Here is a 22,976-nt window from a genome sequence, read left to right as displayed (position 1 = left end):
AGTCAAGCGGAGTTCCTGGTTCTGGGTTGTCTTGGAGTGACAAACCTTGATACCGGAACTCCGCTTCTTACTCCCCGATCAACACACCCCTTGACCAGCCACACCAACGCCTAACTGAACGGCGTTGTGTCTAGCCGTCGACCAGGGCCTATTCAGCGTCCTTCGTGAACCGTGGACGACGGCCGTGGCGCGGCCGTCGTCCACGGTTCACGGAGAGCGGTTCACGGAGAGCGGTTCACGGACGGCGGTTCACGGACGGCGGTTCACGGACGGCGGTTCACGGACGGCGCTGCCATCGCCACGGGAGATCGATCTCGGCGCGGCGGCAAGGCCGCTGACGTCTATGCGGAAACTACTTTCCCATCAGGAAAGCAGGTGGTACTTTCCTGATGGGAAAGTTGATGCCCGAGGAGGAAGTCATGAGCACACCCCACGTCCCACCGATCGACGCGGAGCTGGCATTGGCCGAGATGCAGGCCCGGCGCGCGCAGGTGGTGGACACCAATCTCGTGCCCCGGTGGTTCTGGCCGGCTGTCGGCGGCATGATGCTGCTCTTCGTCGCCGCCGTGGAGAGTGCCGTCCCGTGGGTGGTGGCCATCGGCAGCATCGCCTACGCGCTCGGGATCTCTGCGATGATCGTCGCCGTGGTGCGGCACTCGCGGGTCCAGGTCCGGACTGCTCTGATCGGCCGGAGTGGTGCCGCAGCGATCGCCCTGTTCACCATCGCGCTCGTAGTGATCGGTATCGGTCTCGGGTTCGCCCTGGAGGCAGTCGGCGTCCCGATGCCGGCCACTCTCGCCTGCCTGCCGGTGGCGGTCGGCTTGGTTGTCGGCGGTCCGCGGCTGATGGCCCACCTGCGCCGGCTGATGCTCGCCCGCCCGCTGGCCGGATCGCGATGACCGACACCGGGACCGGCCCGGCGCGATTCGACGAGCTGATCCACGCACCGACCCGGCTGTCGCTGGTCAGCCTGCTCGCGGCCACCGAGTGGGCGGACTTCAAGTTTCTGCGCGACAGCCTCGGACTGTCCGACTCGGCCCTGTCCAAGCAGCTCACCACGCTCGAGGACGCCGGCTACCTGGAGATCCGCAAGAGTTTCGTGGGCAAGCGCCCGCGGACCTCGGCCCAGCTCACCCCGGCCGGGCAGCAGGCGTTCGCCGGTCACGTGGCCGCCCTGCAGGAGATCGTGGCGCGGGCCGGGCTGGCCGTCCTCCCCGGCGAACCTGCCCGCTGACCGCGGGCGGCACCCGGCCGAAAGGTAGAGGCCGCACCCGTCCCCGATCCCACCGGAGCCCGATCCGCGGCGCCGGTGGGATCCCTACGATCGACCTTCATGTGGATCAACCGGCCCATCGTCGTCGCCCCGGTGGTGGGCTTCCTGCTCGGTGCCCTGGACTTCGTCTGGATCAAGTTCGTGCCGTTCCCGTTCGGCGGGCTGGGCAACTCGATCGCGGTGTGGGCGGTGGCCGCGTTCCTGCTCACCTTCCTCAGCCGGCACCGGATGGTCCCGGCCGTCGCCGGTGCGGTCGGGATGCTGATCGTCGCGGTGCCGGCCTACTATCTCGCGGCCTGGCTGATCCAGAACGACGACTTGGCGAACATGTGGTCCGACTACGCGCGCCTCTGGATGGGGCTGGGGGTGGTGGCCGGGATCGTCTTCGGTCTCGGTGGGGTGCTGGCCCGAACTGCGGGGCGGTGGCGGGTGCCCGCGATGGGGCTGCCCGCCTCGGTGCTGTTCGCGGAGGCCGTCATCGACCTGGCCCGGATCGGCGACCCGAGCTACCGGACGGGCGAGTTGGTGGAGTACGCCGTCCTGCTGGCCACTTTGAGCGTACTCACCACTGTTTTCGTAGTGCGGAAAGCGCGAGAGAACGGGAAGGCTGTCGCCGTCGCCCTGGCCTGCGCGGTTCCCCTGGCCGCCGGCGGCCATGTCCTGTTGAACGCCACCGGTTTCCAGTAGACACGTCGTCCGCGAGCCGGTGATGACGTGCCGGGAGTTCGACCTGACGCCGGACACAGCCGGTGGCCGGTGGCCGGTGGCCGGTGGTGGAACGGTCGGCCTTCACGGTGTTCCCGCAGAACCTGCGTCTCCGCCTGTCACCCGCGACACGGTGACGGTCCGGATCGCCCCTTCCACCGGCTTCCCCGTACCGTCATGCTCGCTTTTGCCATTTTATTCAGTGTCCGCGGAAGGCCTCCTCCAGCCACCACGACGGGCGGCCTGCGGCGATCTTCGCGTCGACGAGCAGGGGGACGTCACGGGGGCCTGCCAGCCAGGTGGCGACCGGTTCCAGGTCGGCCGGGGTGCGAACGGTGACGGCCTGGCAGCCGTGTCCGCGGGCGACGGCCGCGAGGTCGGTCTCCGGGAAGACGACGGTGTCGAGGGCGTGACCGGCCGGGCCGAAATGGTGGACCTCCGCGCCGTAGGCGTCGTCGTTGTAGACCACGATCAGCATGCCGATGCCCAGCCGGCGGATCGTCTCCAGCTCGGCTATGCCCATCAGGAACCCGCCGTCGCCGCAGGCCGCGACGGGCAGCCGGCCGGGGCGGGCCAGCGCCGCGCCGAGAGCGGTGGCCAGCCCGAGGCCGATCGACTGGAACGCCTGCGTGAAACAGAACCCGTGATGATCGGGAACGGACAGGAACATCGACGGGTATCCCATGAAGTTACCCGAGTCGACGCCGATGACACGCTCGGCGGGGAGCAGATCGTCGAGGGCGACGGTGAGCGTCCGCGGGTCGATGTGGGTGGCGTCGCCGTCGTCGGTGAACGGGACGTCCCGCCAGCGGGCGGCGGTGCTGAGCCGTGCGCGTACCCGATCAGATCGCTGACCGGCGGAGGTCGCACCGCCGAGCGCAGCCAGGACGGCGGTCGCGCAGGCCGCCGTGTCGCCGACGACGCCCAGGTCAGCGCGGTGGTGGGCACCGATCGCGGACGGTTCGAGGTCGACCTGGACGACCGTGGCGGCCGGGTTGATCAGCGCGCCGTGGCGGGTGGTCCACATGGTCAGCGAGGCACCCCAGGCGACGACCAGGTCGGATGCGGTGATGAGTTCGGCGGCGAGCGGCGTGGCGAAACCGCCGGAGACGTCCAGGTTCCAGGGGTTGCCGACGAAAAGCCCCTTGGCCACCGCTGAGGTCGCGAGGAGGGCTCCGCAGGCCTCGGCGAGGTCCTCGATCTCGGCACGGGCGTGCAGCGCCCCGCGTCCGGCGATGAAAATCGGTCGTTGCGCTTCGGTGAGGAGGCGGGTCAAGGCCTGCGTCGACGCAGCCGGAGCCGGCAGCGGGACCGACAGCGGCACCGGCACTGGCACCGGCACCGGCACCGGCACCGGCACCGGCACCGGCACCGGCACCGGCACCGGCAGGGTCTCCGGGTCGGTGAGCGTGGCCGGCATCGCCTGCACGTCGAGCGGGAGGTTGAGGATCACGGTTCGACGGTCGGAGACCGCGAGTTGCCACGCTGCCGCGGTCTCGGCGACCGCGGTGTCCGGGCCGTGCACGCGGGCGCTCGACGCACCCACCGCGTGGGCGAGCGCGTCCTGGTCGACCCGGAAGTTCGAGCGCAGCGCGGACGCCGCCGGCTCGGCGGCCAGGACGATCATCGGGGTACGGCTCTTCGCCGCTTCCGCGATCCCGGTCATCGCGTTGGTCAGCCCGCAGCCCTGATGCACGCTGACCAGGGCGGGACGGCCGCTGACCCGGGTGTACGCGTCGGCCGCCGTGGCCGCGCCGCCCTCGTGCCGGGTCGCGACGAACCGTACGCCGTGCGCGACCAGGGCGTTCGTCACGTGGAAATTGCCGCTGCCGACCACACCGAACACGTGGTCGGCACCCAGCCGGGCGAGCGTGGCCCCCACGACACCCGCCACGGTCGTCACCGGGTCCGCTCCCGCGTCCGCCGATCTTGCGGGCACCGACCCCTCCACCGCCGGCCTCTTCCCCACCGACCTCCCGCCCTCCGATCCGTCGGCCGTCGCGTCGGGAGTCACCGCTCGACCAGGGCCAGGACCCGGGTGGGGCTGCCGGAACCGCCGACGATCGGCAGCGGCGCGGCGATCAGCACCGCGCCCGTCGGTGGCAGCTGCGCGAGGTTCTGCAGTTGGGTGAGGCCGTACTTGCCGGCGCCCAGCAGGTACGAGTGACACGGGAACGCCGGCTCGAAGCCGTGCGCCTGGCCCGCGTCGGTGCCGACCGTCTCCACGCCGACGCCGATCACCGGGGCCTCCTCGGCCAGCCACTTCGCCGCCTCGGCCGAGATGCCCGGGGTGTGCGGGCCGGTCTCGTCGGCGTTCAGGTAGGCCTGCTGGTCCTGGGAGCGGGCGTCCCATCCGGTCCGGACCAGCAGCCATCCGCCCTGCGGGAGGGGTCCGTGCCGCGTCTCCCATTCGCGGACGTGCGCGATCTCGAGAAGGAAGTCCGGGTTCTCGGCGACCCGGTCGGCGACGTCGATGACGACGGCCGGGGCGATCAGCTTGGCCGGGTCGATCGCGGCGACGTCCTCGCCGTCCTTCCCGGTGACCCAGTGCACCGGGGCGTCCAGGTGGGTGCCGGTGTGCTCGCCGGTGTGGATGTCGTTCCAGTACCAGGCCGGGCCGCGGTCGTCGTACCGGCTGATCTCCTCGAGGCGGAACGGCACCGTGTTCGCGAACGGCGGCGGCAGTTGCAGGATCGGGGTGTCCGAGGTCAGCGGGGCGGTCAGGTCGACGACCTCGACGGTGCTGTCCCGGATGGCGGCGATGAGATTCTGAAGGGCACCCATACGCGACAGTGTCTCGTGGATCACGCCGCAGCATGATCCACGAGACACCATGTGGGAACGGGATCAGATCTTGCCGGTTCCGGCACCCGCGGTCACGGTCGCCTTGACCGTGCTGTTGGCCTCCGGGGTGTACGAGTAGGGGATCGCCGCGACGCTGGCGCCGTTGCGGACCTGCTCGGTACCCGAGTTGACCTTGTAGTTGTTGAGCACCTTCAGGTTGCCGGAGTCCGAGTCACCGGTCTGGGTGACGGTCGGGCTGTCGACGTTCTCGAAGTAGTTGCGCTCGACGAAGACGCCGGCGTTCTCGGTGGAGGCGACGCCGTACGACCCGATGTTGCTGTAGTAGTTGTTCAGCACGTGCACCGGGTTCGCGAACCGGACCCGCGGGTGCCGCTGGTTGGTGCCGTTGAACCAGTTGTGCACGTACGTGACGCGCAGGTGCCCGGTGTCCTCGGCGGCGTTGTCGTCGCTGTGGCCGAGCAGCATCGACTTGTCGTGGTCGTGCAGCAGGTTCCACGACACCGTGATGTAGTCCGAGCCGCGCTTGATGTCGATCAGCCCGTCGTACGCGGTTGACAGATCGTTGTGGTCGATCCAGACGTTGGTCGTGCTCGACTGGACGTTGATCGCGTCGTCGTTCGCGTTGCGGAACACCAGGTTCCGGATGATCACGTTCTTGACGCCGGAGAGGTTGAATCCGCCGCCGGTGATGCCGGAGCCGGAGCCGACGCCGATCACCGTCTTGTTGGACGCGATGTTGTACATCCCGGAGATCGAGATCAGGCCGGAGACCCGGACGGTCTGCGAGGTGCTGGAGCTGAGCGCGGACGCCAGCGCCGACGCCGTGCTCACGGTGACGACCGTGCTGGCCGAGCCGCCGCTGGTGCCGCCGTTGAGGCTGGCGAAGCCGACCGGGCTGGACTCGGCGGCGAGCGCCGGAGCCGACGGGCCGGCGCCGAGCAGACCACCGGCGACCATGACGCCGGCGGAGAGCGCGGAGACGAGAACGCGGCGGCGGCTGGAGCGAGCCGGGGTCGCGGGTGCCGTTTCAGGCATGGGGATTCCTCCGTTGGGGACGGATTGCCGCCGCGGACGGCGGCCGTATCGGGGGACCGGTCCGCGCGCCGGTGGAAGGCTGCGGTCCGGGGTGGTGCCTCTGCGGATCTGCGTAGGGGCCGGGTGCCGGTGGGGATCCGGAACCCTGCCCTGGCTGCGGGTAAGCGCTTTCCTGACTCGAAGCTAGGCACCTTATCGACATCTGTCAATGCTGACTCGTGCCGACTTTGTTAACCGGTTAACCGGCCGGTAACGATCAGCGGAGCCGATGCCGCCGCGCGTGCCAGAACCAGATGCCGAGCACCAGATAGAGCACGGCGAAGCAGGCCGCCGAGGTCCGCTCGTGCGGTGGCGTCCGGGCGAATGCCGCGCTCGCCGCCAGCAGCGCCGCCAGGATCAGCAGGATCAGCAGGTTGGCGGTATCGGTGAACGCCCACCGGCGAGGATGCCGGCCGGCCTGACCGGCGAGCTCGGCGGTGAGTGCCGAGGTCGCCGCGACCACCAGCACGAACGGTGCGACGGTCCGCCAGGTGTCCGCGACGTCGTCGAACAGGCCGGCGCCCAGCCACGCCGCCACGATGCTCAGCAGCGCCGCCCGCGACACTCTGCCCGGCCGCCCGTCCACGGCACCCGACCCTACCGCCGGGCACCGATCAACGCGGGCGTAGAGACCGAGAACGATCAGCGCTGGTCTGCATGTCCATCTATTTGCAACATGTCTAACATCTTGCCGAAAACGTTTTCGTAAGGGAGCGTGAAGTCCCATCCGATCCAACATCGTCGATGGAGGCTTCATGAGGATACGGACATTCCTCGCTGCCGTGATCGCTGCTCTCACCGTGCTCACCGCGACCCCGGCAACCGCACAGGCCGCCGCTCCCGCCACCTGGAGCCCACCCGCCAACCTGGTCACCCCGCTCAACGAGGTGTGGCAGCACCAGGAGGCGACGTACGGGAACCTCTACGGGTTCCGCAACTACGGCTGGGACCAGATCATGGCCAACGGCGGTTACCTCAACTACTGCGTCCGCTGGGACTCCACGGCCACCGTCACCGCGGCCCAGCGCGACCAGGTGCACGCCACCCTGCAACGCCAGCACCAGAAGTGGATGGACGAGTTGACCGGGCACAACGCCTGGCCGTATTCGAACGTCCCGATCCGGGTGGTCGGCTGGGCGGTCCGGGACCGCTCACTGCTGCAGTGGACCGACTCGTCGGTCGACGTCTACGTGGGCGACATCCGGGAGAACGCGCCACAGTGCTCCGAGCCCTGCGGACGGTTCTTCAACCAGAGCGGGCAGTACCCCAACTGTCCCGGCGGCCTCGCCCACCACTACGACCAGTCGCTCTGGCTGACCGACGGCTTCGGCGGCGGTGCGGGCGGCGACTGGGGCCAGCGCATCGGTCGTGAGTACTACATGGGCAACCTCAACACGGCGAACATCCACATCCTGCTGCACGAGATCGGGCACACCTGGGGCCTGGACGACTTCTACGACTGGACCCCGACCGGCGTCGGCGGCTTCCTGATGAAGGCCGGCTCGGCCACCCAGATCACCGAGTTCGACGCGTGGATGTTCCGCGACTGGTGGCGGCACCTCAAGTCCCGCTACGGCCTCTGACCAGCGCCGTCCCCCGCATCTCCGGCGCCGCGAAGCCCGATCGGGTCATCACGGCGCCGTGTTTCCGGCACCGCAGACCCGTCCTGGCCGGGCCCCACCCCGGCCGGGACGTTCCGGAAGGAGCACCCGTCCATGCCCGTTCGACGCTCCCTCGCCGTGACCGCCACGGCGCTGCTGGCCGTCACCCTGGCCGCCGCGCCCGCGGACGCCGCCAACCCGATCATCACCAGCATCTACACCGCGGACCCGGCACCCCTGGTGGTCGGCAACACCATGTACATCCATGCGGGGCGCGACGAGGCCCCAGCCGGCACGAACAACTTCGTCATGCGCGAGTGGCACGTGCTGTCCTCCACCGACGCGCAGACCTGGACGGACAACGGTGCCCGCGCGAACATCGGCACCTTCGCCTGGGCCGGGGCGGACGCCTGGGCCGGCGAGGTGGAGCCCCGCAACGGAAAGTACTACTGGTACACCTCCGTGAACGGCAACGGTCCGGGGTGGATGAACATCGGCGTCGCGGTCGGCGACAGCCCGCTCGGACCGTTCACCGACGCCAAGGGTGGACCGCTGATCAGTGACAGCACGCCGAACTCGTCAGGTCTCAACATTGATCCGACGGTGTTCGTGGACGACGACGGTCAGGCGTACCTGTACTGGGGTGGGTACTGGGCGCCGCGCGCGGTCAAGCTCGCCGCCAACATGATCGACACGGTCGGCGACGTGATCACCCCGCAGGGCCTCACCAACTTCTGGGAAGCCCCGTGGATGTTCAAGAGAAACAATCTCTATTACCTGATGTACGCGGCAAACGACACCAACGGCTGCGTGACCGACTCGAACTACGCCTGCCAGCGATACGCGACGGCGACGAGTCCACTGGGTCCGTGGACGCAGCGGGGCATCGTGCTCGGCCAGGTGTCGTCGACGACCAACCACGCCGGGATCGTCGAGTTCAACGGCCAGTCGTACCTCGTCTACCACACCGCGGACGCCCCGGGCGGCGGCAACTTCCGCAGGTCGGTGGCGGTCGACAAGCTGTACTTCAACAGTGACGGCACGATCCAGCGGGTCGTCCCGACGACCGGTGGCGGGACCGGCAGCGGCACCAACCTGGCGGCCTCCGCGACCGCGTCGACGTCCTACGTGTCGTCCTGGGAGAGCCTCGCCGCGCTCAACAACGGGGGCGCGCCGGCGAACTCGGCCGACCGGTCCCACCTGGCCTACGGGAACTGGCCGGAGCAGGGCACGCAGTGGGTGGAGTACACCTGGCCCACCGCGCAGTCGATCAACCGCAGCTCGGTGTACTGGTTCGACGACGATCAGGGCATCGACCTGCCCGCGTCGTGTCGACTGCAGTACTGGAACGGCACCACCTATGTTGACGTGTTGAATGCATCAACATGTGGTGTCAACGGCAATGTTGACAACGTCATCACGTTCAACACGGTGTCCACGACACGGTTGCGTCTGCAGGTGACGGCGAAGTCCGGCTACTCCACCGGGATCCTCGAGTGGAAGGCACTCCGGTCATGAGGCGCCTCACGGCGTACACCATGGGTCTGGTCCTGATCGTGGGGAACCTGACCACTCCCGGACAGCAGGCGGCGCGCGCCGCGCAACCCATCGGGTATCCCGCCTTCACCGGTACCGGATCGATTCCGGCCCCGCCGGTCGGCTACTCCACCGGCGACACCATGCGGGCGATCTACGACGCGGAGGCCTCCGGCACCGACTTCTGGATGGACCGGCTGCTCGCGCGAGTCGGCAACGACCCGGCCGGCACCTGGCTGATGAGCCGCGGGCGGGCCGCCTTCATGTACACGCACAACCCCGCGGTGATCGGTTTCGGCGGCAACGCCGCGTACTGGGACAACATCAGCAGCCAGAACGCCTACGCGATCACCGCCTCCCCCGGCACCTTCACCGAACAGCCCGCCCAGCGCCGCCAGACCCCGAGCCACTGGCGCAGCGTGCACACCGGCGGATCGATCCGGCTCGACGTCACCAAGTTCATCACCGACAACAACGTGCTGGTCACCAACGTCGCCGTGGTCAACACCGGCACCGCGGCGGCGACCGTCGCGCTGAACGCCACCTCGCCCTACGCGACCACGGTCAGCGGCGCCGAACTGACCGGCACCCGGGCGGTCAAGAACAACCTGACCACGGTGTACCCGCGGTTCTCCGGGGACGGCTTCACCGCGGCCAACGGGGCGCTGAACCGATCGGTTTCGGTCCCGGCCGGCCAGACAGTCACGGTGAAGGTGCAGCTCGGCCTGGTCGCCACCGAGATCCCCGAGTCACGGACGGAGTACGACGCCTACCGGGGCCGCACCCCGGCGGACGCCTACGCGACGCATGTCCGCGCGTACAACAGATGGTGGGCCGACAACGTCCCCTACATCGACGTGCCGGACGCCGCGATCAAGAAGAACATCTACTACCGCTGGTGGTTGATGCGGTTCAACCATCTGGACGCCGACATCCCCGGCCAGGACTTCCAGTTCCCGCAGTCGATCGAGGGTGTGACCGGGTACAACAACGCGATCGCGTTGACGCAGCCGATGCACATCGACGACTTGAAGTACCTGCGCAACCCGGAGTACGCCTACGGGCCGTATCTGGCGGTCGGCCAGTACTCGGCGAACGGCCGGTTCGTCGACAACCCGGGCGACCCGGAGAACTGGTCGAACTCGTACACGCAGTACATCGCCGAGGCGGCGTGGCGGGCCTACGAGATCCACGGTGGCCAGCCGGCCATGCTGCGCAACTTCGCCCGCTACGCCGAGGGCGACGCCAAGGGACAGCTGGCCACCTACGACACCAACGGTAACGGCGTGATCGAGTACGACTGGGGCGCGATGACCGGCAACGACGCCGACGCGGTGTCGTTCCACTGGCGGGCGGGCAATCTGGACCGGACCGAGACGGCGTACGTCTGGTCCGCCGCGAACGCCGCTCGCGACGCGTACGCGCTGCTGGGAAACGCCGCAAAGGTCACCGAGATGCAGACGCTTGCCGATCGGATCCGGACCGGCGTGGTGAACACGCTGTGGAACCCGGACCGTCAGCTGCTGGAGCACAAGCACGTCGCGACCAACACCCACGTGCCCTGGAAAGAGATCAACAACTACTATCCGTATGCGGTGGGGCTGATGCCGAACACCGCCCAGTACCGGCAGGCCCTGCGCCTGTTCGCCGACCCGGCCGAGTACCCGATCTTCCCGTTCTACACCGCGAACCAGAAGGACAAGGCCGCCGCGAACACCGGCAGCAACAACTTCTCCACCATCAACTCGACGGTCCAGTTCCGGCTGTACTCGTCGGTGCTGCGCAACTATCCGAACGAGTGGATGAACGCGGAGGACTACAAGAAGCTGCTGTACTGGAACGCCTGGGCGCAGTACGTCGACGGGAACACCGCCTGGCCGGACGCCAACGAGTTCTGGGCCGACTGGAACGGCAGCAGCATCACCTACCGCTCGTGGATCCACCACAACATCCTCGGCAGCAGCAACTGGACGATCATCGAGGATGTGGCGGGACTGCGGCCGCGTACCGATGCAAGGGTTGAACTGTCGCCGATCAACATCGGGTGGTCGCACTTCGCGGTCAACAACCTGCGCTACCGCAACGCCGACCTGTCGATCGTGTGGGACGACCCGGCGGACGGGGTGGTCCGCTATCCGGGCGTCCCGCAGGGCTACTCGATCTTCCTGAACGGCACCCGGGTGGTCACCGTCGCCAGTCTCGTCCCGTTCGTCTACGACCCGGCGACCGGCGCGGTCAGCGTCACGGCGTCCTACAGTGCCGCGTTCCCGAGCCTGCAGGCGCCGCAGAACGTGACGCAGAACAGTGCACGGATGGTCGACGTCTTCGCCAAGGCGGGCGTCGACCTGACCTCCACCACGCCGAACCTGGCCGCCGGGTCCACCGTGACGGCGTCGTACACCACCTCGGGCACCACCACCGCCGCGGTGATCGACGACCTGCCGACGAACGCGCCGCTCTGGGGCAGTCACGGCAGTCCGAACGCCACCGACTGGCTGGAGCTGAACCTGGGAGCCACCCGGACGGTCGACGAGGCACGCGTCTACCTCCGGAACGACCGTGCCACCAACCGCTATCGTCCACCGTCGGCCTACAGCGTCCAGTACTGGAACGGCACGGCCTGGGTGACCGCGGCGACCACGACGGCACCGCAGTCCAACTACAACAAGGTCACCTTCGCGGCGGTCAACACGAACCGGCTGCGCCTCGTCTTCACGCAACCAAGCGGTACCGCGAAGACCGGCGTCACCGAGGTGAAGCTGTATCAGCGCGGCACATCCCGTTCCCCGGCGGCTATCCGACCGTCGTCGGCCGGTACCACGAGGTGACCTTCGCCCCGGTCCGCACCACCCGCCTGCGGGCCGTGCTGACCAGCGGATCCTCCTCGGTCGGTCTCCTGAAGGTGAAGGCCTTCGCCTGACGCCGGCTGCGCCTGTCACGCTCCTTCCGGGGTACGCGTGACAGGCGCAGCCGTCTGCCGGTCGAGTCCGGGTGCCACCGGGTAGGCCCCGTTGACCGGAGCACCGTCCGGAATACGGGCGAAGTGGGCCTCGAGGTGCGCATAGGGGTTGTGGCGCATGTCCCGCGCGTGCCCGAGCTCCTGCCGCCGCATCACGACCGCAAGCCGCAGCGCCGGCCAGAACCGCAGCCGCCGGGAGGAGTCCAGGGTCGCGAGGAGCCGGGCGAGAGCCTCACGCTCGCGCTCCGGAACGAAGGTCAGGACGATGATCAGGGGGATGACGGCCGAAACGACTTCGCTGAACACGATCAGGAGCACCAGCAGAGCAACGATCCCGGCCACGGTGAAACTGGTCATCGGAGTTCTCCCGTCCAACTCGGGCCGACTATGCATCGTCGAGAGTCCGACCTCGTCGTCCAGCGCGGAGGAAAGACACAGCGTGCGACCCTCAAAGCCACTTCTGGTATCCCACCGTGACCCTCAAGGATGAATATCCACGGCTATGCGGATGATCGCAAGAGCTATCCCCGGACATGAATCGCCCGGATACCGGGCCGTCGGCGGGTGTTCCGTCATCCCGGCGTGTGGTTGCATGAGAGTTATGCGAGTTAACCGCATAGCGCCCCCGGGTGATGTATCGTGCGGCTGTGACAAATCAACCTTTAACGGTCGTTCAGCCTGCTGAACGAGACGGGGCCAAGCCGCAGCTGACTTTCGTCACGAAGCTCTGCGGCGGGGGCAGCTGCCCCACCGTCTACCGCACCGATCGCAACACCTATGTGGTCCAGGGCTACACGCTGCCGGCCGAGGCCGCCGGTCTGGACCTGCCCGCCGGCGAACAGCTGGTGGAGATTCCCGCAGAATTGCTCGCCGAGGCGGTCAAGGCAGCGGGATAACCCGACACGACAGGGAACAGGGAGGGGGCGAGAAGAGTGAGTGACTCGCCCACCTTCACGGGTGGGACCGACGAGCCGGTCGGCGCCGCACTGGCCCGCTGGCGCAAACGCAAGGACCTCTCCGGCCAGGCGCTCGGAGCCATGGTCGGCATCAGCCAGGCCAAGATATCCCGCCTGGAGAACAGCGTCTCCACCCCGGATCCGCAGGACGTCCGGCGCATCGCCGAAGCCATGGAACTGCCCGACGACGAGATCGAACGTCTCGTCGCCCTGGCCGACCGGTCGAGCGAACAACTCGTGGACTGGCACTCCACCGAGCCCGGCCTCCCGGAACGCCAGCAATATCTGCGCCATCTGGAGTCGTCCACCCGCGAGGTCCGCATCTTCCAGCCCGCGGTCGTCGTCGGTCTCCTGCAGACCAGCGAGTACGCCCGGGCGATCCTCACCGCCCTGCGGACCGAACTGGCCGACGACCAGATCGCCGATTCGGAGCAGACCGTCTCGGCAGCGGTCACCGCGCGCATGGAACGCAGCCAGGTCCTCTACGACCCGCACCGCGAGTTCCGCTTCATCATGGCGGAGGCGGTCCTCACCAACCAGGTGTGCGAGCCGGCCGACATGCTGGCCCAGATCGAGCGCCTGCGTAAGCTCGCCGAGTTGCCGAACATCGACATCAGGTTCGTCCCGCAGGACGCGGTGTGGTCGGTGGCACCGTTCCACGGCTTCGAGCTCATGGGCGACCGGCAGGTGTTCGTGGACCTCTTCAACACCAGTCTGGTCTCCCGGGGCCGCCGCACGGTGCGCCACTACCAGCGGGTGTTCGAATCCTTCGAATCGGTTGCCGAAACCGACATCGGCCCCGTTCTCGACGCTCACCAGAAGCGATATCTGAGGATTCTGCAGGAAGCTGTCGCATGACCGGTTGTCACTGAGCGAAGTTCGTTCATACCGTGGAGTCATGACGACCCACGAGGCTTCCGTCACCGAGGTGCCCGCATCCACCGCGGGCCCACGCCTGGAGATCCTGGCCGGTCAATGTGGATCCGGCACCTGCCCCACCGTCTACCGCGCCGGCCCGGAGAGGGTCGTCGTGCAGGGCTACACAGTCACCGCCGAGGACGTCGGCGTCGAGGTGCCCGAGGGCGAGCGCCTCGTCGAGATCCCCGTCGACGTCCTCCTGGCGGCAGCCGACCGGGTCCGGCAGAACGGCGGCGGTCCGACCCCGTAGTGGTGGTGCTGGATATACCCCGGAACTATCTCCAGCACTACTGCGCCCACCATGGGCGGTCGGGTTGGCTGTTCGGCATGACGAGAACCTTTCCTGGTGTACGCCGCAGCGCCGCAGCCGTCACGGTGGCGGTCGCGATGGCCGCGGGAGCCGCCCCGCTGGTCCTGTCCGCGCCGGCCGTCGCGACTCCCCCTGCCGATGCCGAGAGCACGGCCGCGGCACGGATCGTGCTACCGGCACCGACCGGGGCGTTCGCCGTGGGGCGGGAGTCGCTGCACCTCGTCGACCGGAGCCGGGCCGATCCGTGGGTGCCGGGCAACCGGCGCGAGCTGATGGTGTCGATGTTCTATCCGGCCGCGACCGAGGCCGGGCCGCCGGCGCGCTACCTCACCACCGCCGAGGCGCAGCTGTTCATCGAGGACCGCGGGGTCGGTGACTTCGTCGACGCGGCGACGCTCAGCGGCACCCGGTCGGCGGCGCGGGAGTCCGCACCGCCCCGGCGCGGGCGGTATCCGCTCGTCGTGCTCTCCCCCGGCTTCACGCTGCACCGGCACACCCAGACGCACCTGGCCGAGGAACTCGCCAGCCGGGGTTACGTGGTGGCCGCGATCGACCACGCCTACGAGTCGTCCGGCACGACGTTCCCCGGCGGCCGCACCCTCGGCTGCGTCGCCTGCGACATCGCCGCCGAGGCGGACGTCACGGTCTACCCGCAGGTCTCCGCCGGTCGCGGACGGGACGCGTCGTTCGTGCTCGACCGGCTGACCGGGGCACGGCCTGCCTGGCGGCACGCGGGCCTGATCGACCGCACCCGCATCGGCATGGCCGGACACTCGATCGGCGGCAACGCCACCGGCTCCACGATGATCGGCGACCAGCGGGTTCGCGCCGGCATCAACATGGACGGCACGTTCTTCGACCCGATCCCCGCGGCCGGGCTGAACGGCCGGGCGTTCATGATGCTGGGCACCACCGAGCACGCCCCGGGCGGCCGGGACACCTCCTGGGACCAGGCGTGGACGAACCTGGACGGCTGGAAGCGCTGGCTCAGCATCACCGGCACCGGCCACCTCAGTTTCTGCGACACCCCGGTCCTCGCCGAACAGGCGGGCATCCCGAGCGGCATCACCCCGATCTCCGCGGACCGCACCGTCGAGCTGGTCCGGACGTACGTGACGGCCTTCTTCGACAAGCACCTGCGCGGCACCGACCGGCCGGTCCTCGACGCGCCGACCGCCGCCAACCCTGAGATCGTCTTCCACCAGCCCTGACCAGTCCACCCTGACGGCGGTTGAGGCAGCGGCAGGCGGCATGGGGGCGGGATGGGGCAGGATGCCCGGTCAGCGCTGGAGGGCCTGGACCGGGGGGATGCGGGCGGCCCGGGTGGCCGGGATCAGGCCGGCCAACATGCCCGCCACGGTGCTGACCGCGCACGCGGCCAGGGCCGACGAGATACCGATCACCGGGGTCCACCCATTCGCCAAGGAGACCACGCAGGTGGCGAGGACGCCCAGGAAGACACCGATGGTGCCGCCCAGGGCTCCCAGCGCACCGGTCTCGAGGATCAACTGGAGGAAGATGTGACGGCGGCGGCCGCCGACCGCACGCCGGAGGCCGATCTCACCGGTTCGGGCGGCGATACCGGCGGTGGCCGCGTTGCCGATCGAGACGGTGCCGATGAGCAGGGCGGCAGCGCTGATCATGACGGTGGACTCGGTGACGCTGGATTCCACGTCGTCGCGGAGGGTTCTCGGGTCCGGTGGGGCTGTCGCCCGTAGGTCAGCGGGTGCCTCGGGGCGCAGCGCGAGGGGCGCCTGACGGCTGATCAGCTGGGCCGCGCCCGGGGCGGTCTCGATCAGGACGTCGGGGGCCGCCGTGCTGTCCGACAGGGCGGTGGCCACCGCGTACGGCATGATCACCGCGGCCATCGCCTCGGGGCGTCGGGCGACGTCGCGGTAGATGCCCATCACTGTGTACGCCCGGTCGTCCAGGAACACCGCTACGCCGGCTCTGGTGATGCTCAGGCGCCGGGCCGCCGGCTCGGACAGCAGCACCACCGGCGTGGCGTGACGTTCCTGGAAGTCGTCGTAGACGCGGCCCACCGTCAGCTCGGGCGCCATCACCCGGACCGCGGCCGGGTCGGCGCCGATGACCGGGAACGACGGGGCGGTGGCCGCCTGGTCCACGGTCCGGGCGATCGGCCGGTCGCTCAGCACGGTGCGCCGTCCCGCGTGCACCACACCGTTGAGCCGGCGCAGGCGGGACAGGGCGGTCTCCTCCAGCCAGCTCGCCGACGTCACGCCGGTCTCCGGCTGGACCATCACCTCGGTCGCCCGCCGGCTGTCGAACGCCGACGACACCTGCTGGTTGAGGGTGGTGCCCAGGCCCAGACTCGCCACGAAGGCCGCCGCGCCCAGGATCGTCCCGATCACGGTGGCCAGCGACCGGCCCGGATGCCGCAGCACCGACAGGGACGCCTCGACGAACAGGTCGGCCCAGCGCAGCCGGGGTATCCGGAGGCGGATCCGCCCCTGGTCCAGGTCGACGTGCCGGGTCCGTCTCACCGTTCGATCACCACGCCGTCGTGTACCTGGAGACGGCGGCCGCCTTCGGATGCCACCGCCTCGTCGTGGGTGACCACGACCAGCGTGAGCCCGCTCGTGTTGAGTTTGCGCAGCAGCGCCAGGACCGTGTCCGTGTTGTCGCTGTCCAGGTTCCCGGTCGGCTCGTCGCAGAACAGCACCCGTGGCTCCCCCGCGACCGCCCGCGCGATCGCCACCCGCTGACGTTCCCCGCCGGAGAGCCGCCGCGGGTCCGCCGCCATCCGGTGCGACAGGCCCATCCGGTCCAGGGCCTCGGTCGCCAGTTGCCGGCGCCGGCGCCGCCCGTGCGGACCGTACAGCAGGCCGATCTCCACGTTCTCCAGCGCGGTCCGGCCGGGCAGCAGATGGAACGCCTGGAAGACGAAGCCGAACACCTGGCCGCGGATCGCGCCGCGCAACGCCTGCCCGCCGGTGGCGGTCTCCACGCCGCCGACCGTGTACGACCCGGTGGACGGCACGTCCAGCAGGCCGAAGACGTTCAGCAGGGTGGACTTGCCGGACCCCGACCGGCCGGTGATCGTCACGTAGTCACCGGCGGCGACGTCCAGGTCGGTTTCGCGCAGCGCGTACACCGGTTCGCCGTCCTGGTAGGTGCGGGACACACCCCGCATCCGGAGCATCACGACGCCGACGAGCCCACGACCACCGGCACGCCGTCGGTCAGCAGGGACTCGTCGCCTTCGACGATCTCCACCCAGCCGCCGGCGATCTGCCCGGTGGTCACCGTGACGTCGACCGGTTCCCCGGAGGCGGGTACCACGGTGACGAAGGTGGAGCCGTCCGGCCGGGAGTAGAGCGCGGTCACGGGTACGGCGAGCACCTCGCCCCCGTCGCCGGAGCCGCGGGAGGTGACGGCGACGTCGAGCCGCAGCGACCGGTCGACGCCGCCGCCGATCGGGTCGCCGGTAAACGCGAACCGCACCTCGAAGCCGTTCGAGCCGTCCGTGCCGGCGACGGGTTGCGTGCCGATCGAGGTGATCTCGGTGTCCGCCTCGTCGCCGGTGAGGTCGTCCACGGCGGTCGCCGGCAGTCCTTTGCGCAGCAGGGCCGCCTGGTCCCGGTCGGCGATCGCGACCACCGTCGACGCCTGCCCGTCAAGTTCCAGCAGGACTGCGTCCGGGTCGGTCAGCACCTGGCCGACCCGGGCCCGGACCGTGGTGACCTTCTTGTTCGCACCGTCGGTCACGAGGACACCGGCCTGCGGGATCCGGCTGGTCACGGCGAGGCGGGCGGTCCGCAGTGTCTGGTCGGCGGCGTCCACGACCGCCTGGGCCTCGGCGACACCGGTCTTCGCCTTCTTGGCCGCGGCGAGCGCGGTCGTCGCGGCGTCGACGGCGGCCTCCTCGGTCGCCGTCCCTTCGCCGCCGCCGGCGCCGGACGGGTAGCCGCGGTCCCGGTAGAAGCGGCTGACCTGCCGCTGGGTGGCCGTGTCGAAGGTGCCGGTGACGGTCACCGAGTATCCGACACGACGCAGCGCCCGCTGGATCTCCTTGACGTCCGGGCCGGCCAGTCCGGCGGTGACGTCCCGGTAGAGGGGGAACGCGAGGTTCAGGACGATCATGGGCTGACCGGCGCGTTCCAGAACCACCCGGCCTTCGCGCAGCCGGTTGCCCTTCTTCACCGGCACCTTCGTGACCACGCTGTCGGGGCCGACGGCAGTGGCGGGCACCGGCACGGGGGTGCTCTTGCCCGGGGCGAGCCGGCCGCGCAGCACCACGGGTTCGACGAGTTCCCGGCGGGTGGCGTCCGCGGTGACCAGGGACGCCTGTGGTGGTGCCGCGTCGGCGGCGACCTGTTCCGGGGACCGCAGGCGCGGGCCGATCAGGGCGGCGGCCGCCGCGATCACCAGGACGACCAGGATCAGCGCGGTGATCATCAGGAGGAAGCGGCGGCGGTGGCGTACCGGGCCGTCGGTGCCGGTCACTGTCCGCCGATCAGCGCGGCGGCCTGCTTGGCGAGTTCTTCGACCTGCGGGTTCAGCGCGGTCAGCCGGTCCTCGTTCTTGGCGACGAGTTCCTTCTGCACGTCCACCACCGCGGTCGTCTGCTTCTCGGCGATCCCGGTGTCGCGGCGGCAGCGGAACCAGCTGAGCGCGAAGTCGGTCTCCCGCTCGGTGGGCTGGTAGCGGCGGGCGGGTGTCGCCGGGCCGACCTCGACCGTTCCGGCCACGCCCTTGGGCTCCCATTCCTCCTCGGCGCCGGCGGTCAGACCGAGGGGTACGCCGAAGAGCCCCGGGTCCGGGTAGCGGTAGAAGTCGTCCTTCTTGGTCGTGGTGTAGCCGTCCGCGGAGAGGCAGGAGAGCAGCGTGTCCCAGTTCGCCCTGCCGACCCGCTCGTTGACGGTGAGGTGGAACGGCATGCTCAGCGCGTTGCCCAGGTCGAAGTAGGAGTAGTAGACCTTCTCGGCGGTGTCCGACAGCCTTTTCCAGGCCTCGGTGAAGCACCGGTCGGAGGCCCGGTCGTAGTTGGCGTCGAAGCTGACCACCGACGGCGGCACGGCCGGTTCGTCCTGGCCGAAGCCGTGGGCGCGGGCCTCGTCCTCGGACGCCGGGCCGAAGGTGCTAGCCGTGACGACCAGTTGCGGGAACGGGTTGCGGGGGCCGGCGGACATCACCCGCAGGTTCTGCGGATACCCGTTGTCGGCGAGGCACTGGTTCTGCACCTTGAGCTGGGCGTAGTCGACGACGCCCAGGCTGTCGCCGTGGAAGATGGCGAACGGCTGCTCGATCGCCGGCGCGGTGCCGCCGGCTGACGGGCTGGTGTCGCCGGTGGCGGAGCAGCCCGCGAGCGGCATCAGCGCGACGACGGCCGCGGTGGTGACGGCCCGCCGCAGGGACGTTCGGCGCATGTGTTCTCTCCTCGCGGAACTGCACGGGTGGCGCCGCGAGGGCGCCACCCGCGATGGTCGGTACTGGTTACGGGCAGCGCTTGTGGGACTGGTTCCAGGCCGAGATGGACTGCCTCTTGGTACGCGCGATCGTGGCGTACCCGTTGCGGTAGCCCGTGGACGCGTAGAGGGTGACCGAGCACTCGGTGTCCCGGTTGTAGATGCCCTTGGCGCTGCTGTCGAAGTCGAGCACCGGGTAGAGGTCCGGGACGTTGCCCCAGGTGTCGTTGGTGTGGTTGGAGTCGCTGTACCAGAAGTGGCGCTGGAAGGTGCTGGTGCTGAACGAGTCCCAGATCCACTGGAAGCAGATCTCACCGCTGTTGCAGGCGGCCTTCTGGTCGCCGCGGTCGACGGCCTGGGCCGGGCTCGGCGCGAAGGCCAGGGCCGCGGCGCCGATCAGCGCGGCGGCGAAGATGCGCAGGGAACGCATGACGGGGTCACCCTCCTGAGGGTTCGGTGGCGCGGCGGATCGCCGCGCGTGTCTGACGAATGGGCCCGGATGAGCCACAACGAGGTGTGGCGGGACACGAAGGGCCTGTCGATCGCCGATATCAGCGGGCACGATGAATGGCGCCCGTCACGGGCTCATGCGCATGTGATCGAAAAGAAATAAAACCGTCGATTGCCGTACACCCCGTTGATAACCGATGCCCAGACGGGCCGCGTCACGTTAACGCCATGATCGCAATCTGTGCAAGCATGCAAATTCAGCTATGGTGAAGATCACCAGCATCGAGTGCCATGGTGGTCGGTTCGCAATTTGTCCATTGGGGACTCCGCTTGGGGATTACCTGCCGAAACAGTGGTTCGGCAGGGTTCCGGGCCGGATTCACCTCGGCCAGCGTTGTCACTTCGGGGCCGTTATCCGATCTGGACGGCCTGCTAGCATCCCGTCCACAGGTCCGGCGAGCGGGGGCTCCGGAACACGGCCGACACATTCGTGCCATTCCTCCGTACGCTGCCTGAAAGGAATTGCTCCCTCGTGGAGAAATGCGGGGCAGGTCCCGCGCAACGGAGGCGAAGCTTTCAAAAATGGTCGACGAAATGGTTCTCAAGGCGCAGAAGTGGGTCAATACCACTTACGGCGCGGTAGCCGGGTACAACAGGTGCGCCGAAGACGGTTCCACCGGTTGGTCCACCATCTATTCTCTGACCCGGGCGCTCCAGCACGAACTGGGGATCACGTCACTGGTCGACAATTTCGGGGCCACCACCCTCAGCAAGCTGACCGCGCACGGCAACGTCAGCGAGTTCTCCTCGAACCGGAACATCCGGACCATCGCCGAGGCGGCCCTGTACTGCAAGGGCTACAGCGGCGGCGGCGTGGACGGCGACTTCGGGATGTCCACCCAGGTCGGCCTCTCCGCCCTGGTCGAGGACATGGGGCTGTACGGAACGGTGCCGGTCGGGGTGATCACCCCGAAGATCTTCAAGGCGCTGCTGACCATGGACGCCTATGTCCTGATCAGCGGCGGCAGCGGAAGCATCCGGACCTGTCAGCAATGGCTGAACAAGACCTACACGGGTCGCGGGCAGTACTTCATCGGCCCGTGTGACGGCAAGTTCTCCCGCAACGTCCAGGTGGCCCTGGTCCTGGCCATCCAGTACGAGCTCGGCATGACGGACAGCCAGGTCACCGGCTACATCGGCCCGGGAACGAAGACCGGCCTGCAGACCGCGGGCCGGGTCAGCACGAGCACCGGCACGGCGAACTGGATCCGCCTCTTCCAGACCGCGATGGCCTGCAACGACTACTACAACGAGTGGGGCGACGCGGGCGGTTCCTTCCCCAGCAAGCTCGCGAGCACCGTGCGGGCGTTCCAGGAGTTCTGCAAGCTTCCGCAGAGCGGCGAGGGCGACTTCGCCACCTGGATGTCACTCCTGGTGTCGACCGGTGACCCGGACCGGCCCGGCGAGGCGATCGACGTCATGTACCCGCTCAACCGCACCACCATTGCCACGGTGAAGAGCCTGGGATACAAGTACGCCGGGCGCTACCTGACCGGTGGCACCAACAAGGTGCTCACCCACTCCGAGATCGCGCTGATCCTCGACAACGGCATGTCGATCTTCCCGCTGTACCAGGAGTGGGGCGACAAGGTCCAGTACTTCAGCTACGACCAGGGCTTCGAGGCCGGCCGGGCGGCGTACCAGGCGGCGGTCAAGTTCGGTTTCCCGGCCGGCACCGTCATCTACTTCTCGGTCGACTTCGACGCGCTGGACACCGAGATCAGCAGCTACGTCATCCCGCATTTCCGCGGGGTCGTCGACGGTGTCCGGCAGAGCCCGACCGATTACGCGGTGGGCGTCTACGGCTGCCGCAACGTCTGCATCCAGCTGGCCGCGGCCGGCCTGACCAGCCGCAGCTTCGTCAGCGGCATGTCCACCGGGTACAGCGGCAACCTGGGGTACCCGCTGCCGAACAACTGGGCGTTCGACCAGATTCGCAACTACACCGTCACCAGCGGATCCAGCCCTCTGGAACTGGACCACGACGTCGTCTCCGGCCGCGACCTGGGCGTGAACAGCGTGACCCGGCCCCGGGACCCCAACGACGCCTTCTACACCTACCTGATCTGGCTGGAGGCCCGCGCCTGGCAGTGGCGTGAGGAGAAGGGGCATACCACCTACTCCCAGGCCGAGCTGGTCGGCCAGTGGCTGCGCATGCTCGACGGCGTCACCAACAACAAGGTGTACGGCTGGTGGAAGGCGCAGCTGCACGTCTCCGACGAGGTGTTCGGCGAGTTCGACCAGGACTTCATCGACTACGTCAAGAGCACCCCGGGCCGGCCGGACCTGATGCCGCTGCGCGACCCGGTGCACCTGTGGGACAACGACATCACCCACTTCGGGGCGTCGTTCGGCGCCGTGGTCAGCCAGGGCATCGCCCCCGACCGGTCGATGTCGTCGATGTCGGACTTCGGCTCCTGGGGTGGTGACCTGCTGAGCATCCTCGGCCAGATCAACAAGGAGGGTGTCGGCGAGGCCGCGGCGTATGCGTACGCCAAGGACCTCATCGCCGCCCGCGCCGACAACACCTACTTCGACCTGATGGACTACATGGCCGACGTGGACGCCCTGGTCATGGGCGTCCAGTGCCGGGCCGACCGGACGCTGCTGCTGTCCGACCTGTTCAAGCACTACTACGGCAGCACCGGCGCCGCCAACGGACGGTTCGTGACGTTCATCGGCAACCGGTTCGGCACCCGCGCCACCATGCAGGCGGCCGCCGAGTCGATGTTCGACACCATGGTCGGCGGGCGCGCCACCGTCATCCGTGACCTGTTCTGGCACGAGCAGGACTTCGGCTTCGCCACCCCGGCTCTCGTCTCCTCCAAGGTCCGCACAGCGGTCGCCGAGGCGTTCGCGGACGTCGCCACCCGGTTCGCCTCGTGACCGGCGGCCGTACC

General features: G+C 68.9%; 21 protein-coding genes. 11 read left to right on the top strand and 10 right to left on the bottom strand.

Translation table 11 applies throughout. The features are described from left to right. The first annotated feature begins 419 nt into the window (after positions 1-419). The 3 genes from QSK32_RS40185 (at position 420) to QSK32_RS40175 (ending at position 1,960) form a co-directional block, all read left to right on the top strand. A complete protein-coding gene (locus QSK32_RS40185) occupies positions 420-899 on the top strand; it encodes a hypothetical protein (protein ID WP_245674320.1) in 480 nt (159 codons plus the stop codon). Continuing rightward, entirely contained in the window at positions 896-1,234 is a 339-nt protein-coding gene (locus tag QSK32_RS40180) for a winged helix-turn-helix domain-containing protein (RefSeq protein ID WP_045747653.1), read from the top strand. The genes QSK32_RS40185 and QSK32_RS40180 overlap by 4 nt, the downstream gene beginning before the upstream one ends. Before the next feature lie 99 nt (positions 1,235-1,333). After that, on the top strand, positions 1,334-1,960 hold the full coding sequence (locus QSK32_RS40175) for a DUF6518 family protein (RefSeq protein WP_285474880.1): 627 nt from the start codon (positions 1,334-1,336) through the stop codon (positions 1,958-1,960). 217 nt (positions 1,961-2,177) lie between these two features. Here QSK32_RS40175 and QSK32_RS40170 read toward each other — a convergent pair whose 3' ends face one another. From QSK32_RS40170 to QSK32_RS40155, 4 genes are all read right to left on the bottom strand, one after another. Next, positions 2,178-3,917 carry a thiamine pyrophosphate-binding protein gene (locus QSK32_RS40170; RefSeq protein WP_285474879.1) on the bottom strand — a complete coding sequence of 580 codons (1,740 nt, stop codon included), beginning with the start codon at positions 3,915-3,917 and terminating at the stop codon, positions 2,178-2,180. 71 nt (positions 3,918-3,988) lie between these two features. After that, the gene (locus QSK32_RS40165; RefSeq protein WP_285474878.1) at positions 3,989-4,762 is read right to left on the bottom strand and encodes a cyclase family protein; all 774 of its coding nucleotides are present in this window, start codon (positions 4,760-4,762) and stop codon (positions 3,989-3,991) included. 63 nt (positions 4,763-4,825) lie between these two features. Further along, positions 4,826-5,818 carry a pectate lyase family protein gene (locus QSK32_RS40160; RefSeq protein ID WP_052721184.1) on the bottom strand — a complete coding sequence of 331 codons (993 nt, stop codon included), beginning with the start codon at positions 5,816-5,818 and terminating at the stop codon, positions 4,826-4,828. Positions 5,819-6,074: 256 nt separating this feature from the next. Continuing rightward, positions 6,075-6,443, bottom strand: coding sequence for a hypothetical protein (locus QSK32_RS40155; protein ID WP_045747657.1), 369 nt, complete (start codon positions 6,441-6,443; stop codon positions 6,075-6,077). A 169-nt stretch (positions 6,444-6,612) separates the two neighbouring features. On the opposite strand from QSK32_RS40155, the gene QSK32_RS40150 reads away from it, so the two are divergent. The 3 genes from QSK32_RS40150 to QSK32_RS40140 all read left to right on the top strand — a co-directional run bounded on the left by QSK32_RS40150 (position 6,613) and on the right by QSK32_RS40140 (position 11,822). Further along, on the top strand, positions 6,613-7,440 hold the full coding sequence (locus tag QSK32_RS40150) for a hypothetical protein (protein WP_045747658.1): 828 nt from the start codon (positions 6,613-6,615) through the stop codon (positions 7,438-7,440). A gap of 132 nt (positions 7,441-7,572) precedes the next feature. Next, a complete protein-coding gene (locus tag QSK32_RS40145) occupies positions 7,573-8,976 on the top strand; it encodes a family 43 glycosylhydrolase (RefSeq protein WP_285474877.1) in 1,404 nt (467 codons plus the stop codon). Then, positions 8,973-11,822, top strand: coding sequence for a discoidin domain-containing protein (locus QSK32_RS40140; protein WP_285474876.1), 2,850 nt, complete (start codon positions 8,973-8,975; stop codon positions 11,820-11,822). Before QSK32_RS40145 ends, QSK32_RS40140 begins: the two co-directional genes overlap by 4 nt. Positions 11,823-11,929: 107 nt before the next feature. Here the strand turns inward: QSK32_RS40140 and QSK32_RS40135 are convergent, their stop codons facing one another. Then, a complete protein-coding gene (locus QSK32_RS40135) occupies positions 11,930-12,310 on the bottom strand; it encodes a hypothetical protein (RefSeq protein WP_285474875.1) in 381 nt (126 codons plus the stop codon). A gap of 290 nt (positions 12,311-12,600) precedes the next feature. Between QSK32_RS40135 and QSK32_RS40130 the strand changes: the two genes are divergently transcribed. The 4 genes from QSK32_RS40130 (at position 12,601) to QSK32_RS40115 (ending at position 15,348) form a co-directional block, all read left to right on the top strand. Beyond that, positions 12,601-12,849 (top strand): hypothetical protein, encoded by a 249-nt coding sequence (locus tag QSK32_RS40130; protein WP_245674321.1) that lies wholly within the window; start codon positions 12,601-12,603, stop codon positions 12,847-12,849. 36 nt (positions 12,850-12,885) lie between these two features. After that, entirely contained in the window at positions 12,886-13,767 is an 882-nt protein-coding gene (locus QSK32_RS40125) for a helix-turn-helix domain-containing protein (RefSeq protein ID WP_052721185.1), read from the top strand. 40 nt (positions 13,768-13,807) lie between these two features. Continuing rightward, positions 13,808-14,077, top strand: a complete 270-nt coding sequence (locus tag QSK32_RS40120) for a hypothetical protein (RefSeq protein ID WP_045747662.1) — start codon at positions 13,808-13,810, stop codon at positions 14,075-14,077. A 77-nt stretch (positions 14,078-14,154) separates the two neighbouring features. Continuing rightward, entirely contained in the window at positions 14,155-15,348 is a 1,194-nt protein-coding gene (locus QSK32_RS40115; RefSeq protein ID WP_285474874.1) for an alpha/beta hydrolase family protein, read from the top strand. A 69-nt stretch (positions 15,349-15,417) separates the two neighbouring features. Here the strand turns inward: QSK32_RS40115 and QSK32_RS40110 are convergent, their stop codons facing one another. The 5 genes from QSK32_RS40110 to QSK32_RS40090 form a co-directional block, all read right to left on the bottom strand. Beyond that, positions 15,418-16,641 (bottom strand): ABC transporter permease, encoded by a 1,224-nt coding sequence (locus QSK32_RS40110; RefSeq protein WP_045747664.1) that lies wholly within the window; start codon positions 16,639-16,641, stop codon positions 15,418-15,420. Continuing rightward, positions 16,638-17,291: an ABC transporter ATP-binding protein gene (locus QSK32_RS40105; protein WP_285474873.1), complete on the bottom strand. Its 654-nt coding sequence runs from the start codon at positions 17,289-17,291 to the stop codon at positions 16,638-16,640. Before QSK32_RS40105 ends, QSK32_RS40110 begins: the two co-directional genes overlap by 4 nt. An 8-nt stretch (positions 17,292-17,299) precedes the next feature. Continuing rightward, on the bottom strand, positions 17,300-18,604 hold the full coding sequence (locus QSK32_RS40100; protein WP_052721186.1) for a peptidoglycan-binding protein: 1,305 nt from the start codon (positions 18,602-18,604) through the stop codon (positions 17,300-17,302). After that, positions 18,601-19,527: a hypothetical protein gene (locus tag QSK32_RS40095; protein WP_045747665.1), complete on the bottom strand. Its 927-nt coding sequence runs from the start codon at positions 19,525-19,527 to the stop codon at positions 18,601-18,603. Before QSK32_RS40095 ends, QSK32_RS40100 begins: the two co-directional genes overlap by 4 nt. Before the next feature lie 67 nt (positions 19,528-19,594). Continuing rightward, positions 19,595-19,996, bottom strand: coding sequence for a hypothetical protein (locus QSK32_RS40090; RefSeq protein WP_285474872.1), 402 nt, complete (start codon positions 19,994-19,996; stop codon positions 19,595-19,597). Between the two features lie 602 nt (positions 19,997-20,598). Here QSK32_RS40090 and QSK32_RS40085 point away from each other — a divergent pair. After that, positions 20,599-22,962: a glycoside hydrolase domain-containing protein gene (locus tag QSK32_RS40085; protein WP_285474871.1), complete on the top strand. Its 2,364-nt coding sequence runs from the start codon at positions 20,599-20,601 to the stop codon at positions 22,960-22,962. Positions 22,963-22,976: the final 14 nt, after the last annotated feature.

It is taken from the genome of Actinoplanes sp. NBRC 101535, assembly GCF_030269225.1.
In the GTDB taxonomy this organism is placed as follows: domain Bacteria; phylum Actinomycetota; class Actinomycetes; order Mycobacteriales; family Micromonosporaceae; genus Actinoplanes; species Actinoplanes rectilineatus.
This window is presented reverse-complemented; position numbering and strand designations above follow the sequence as displayed.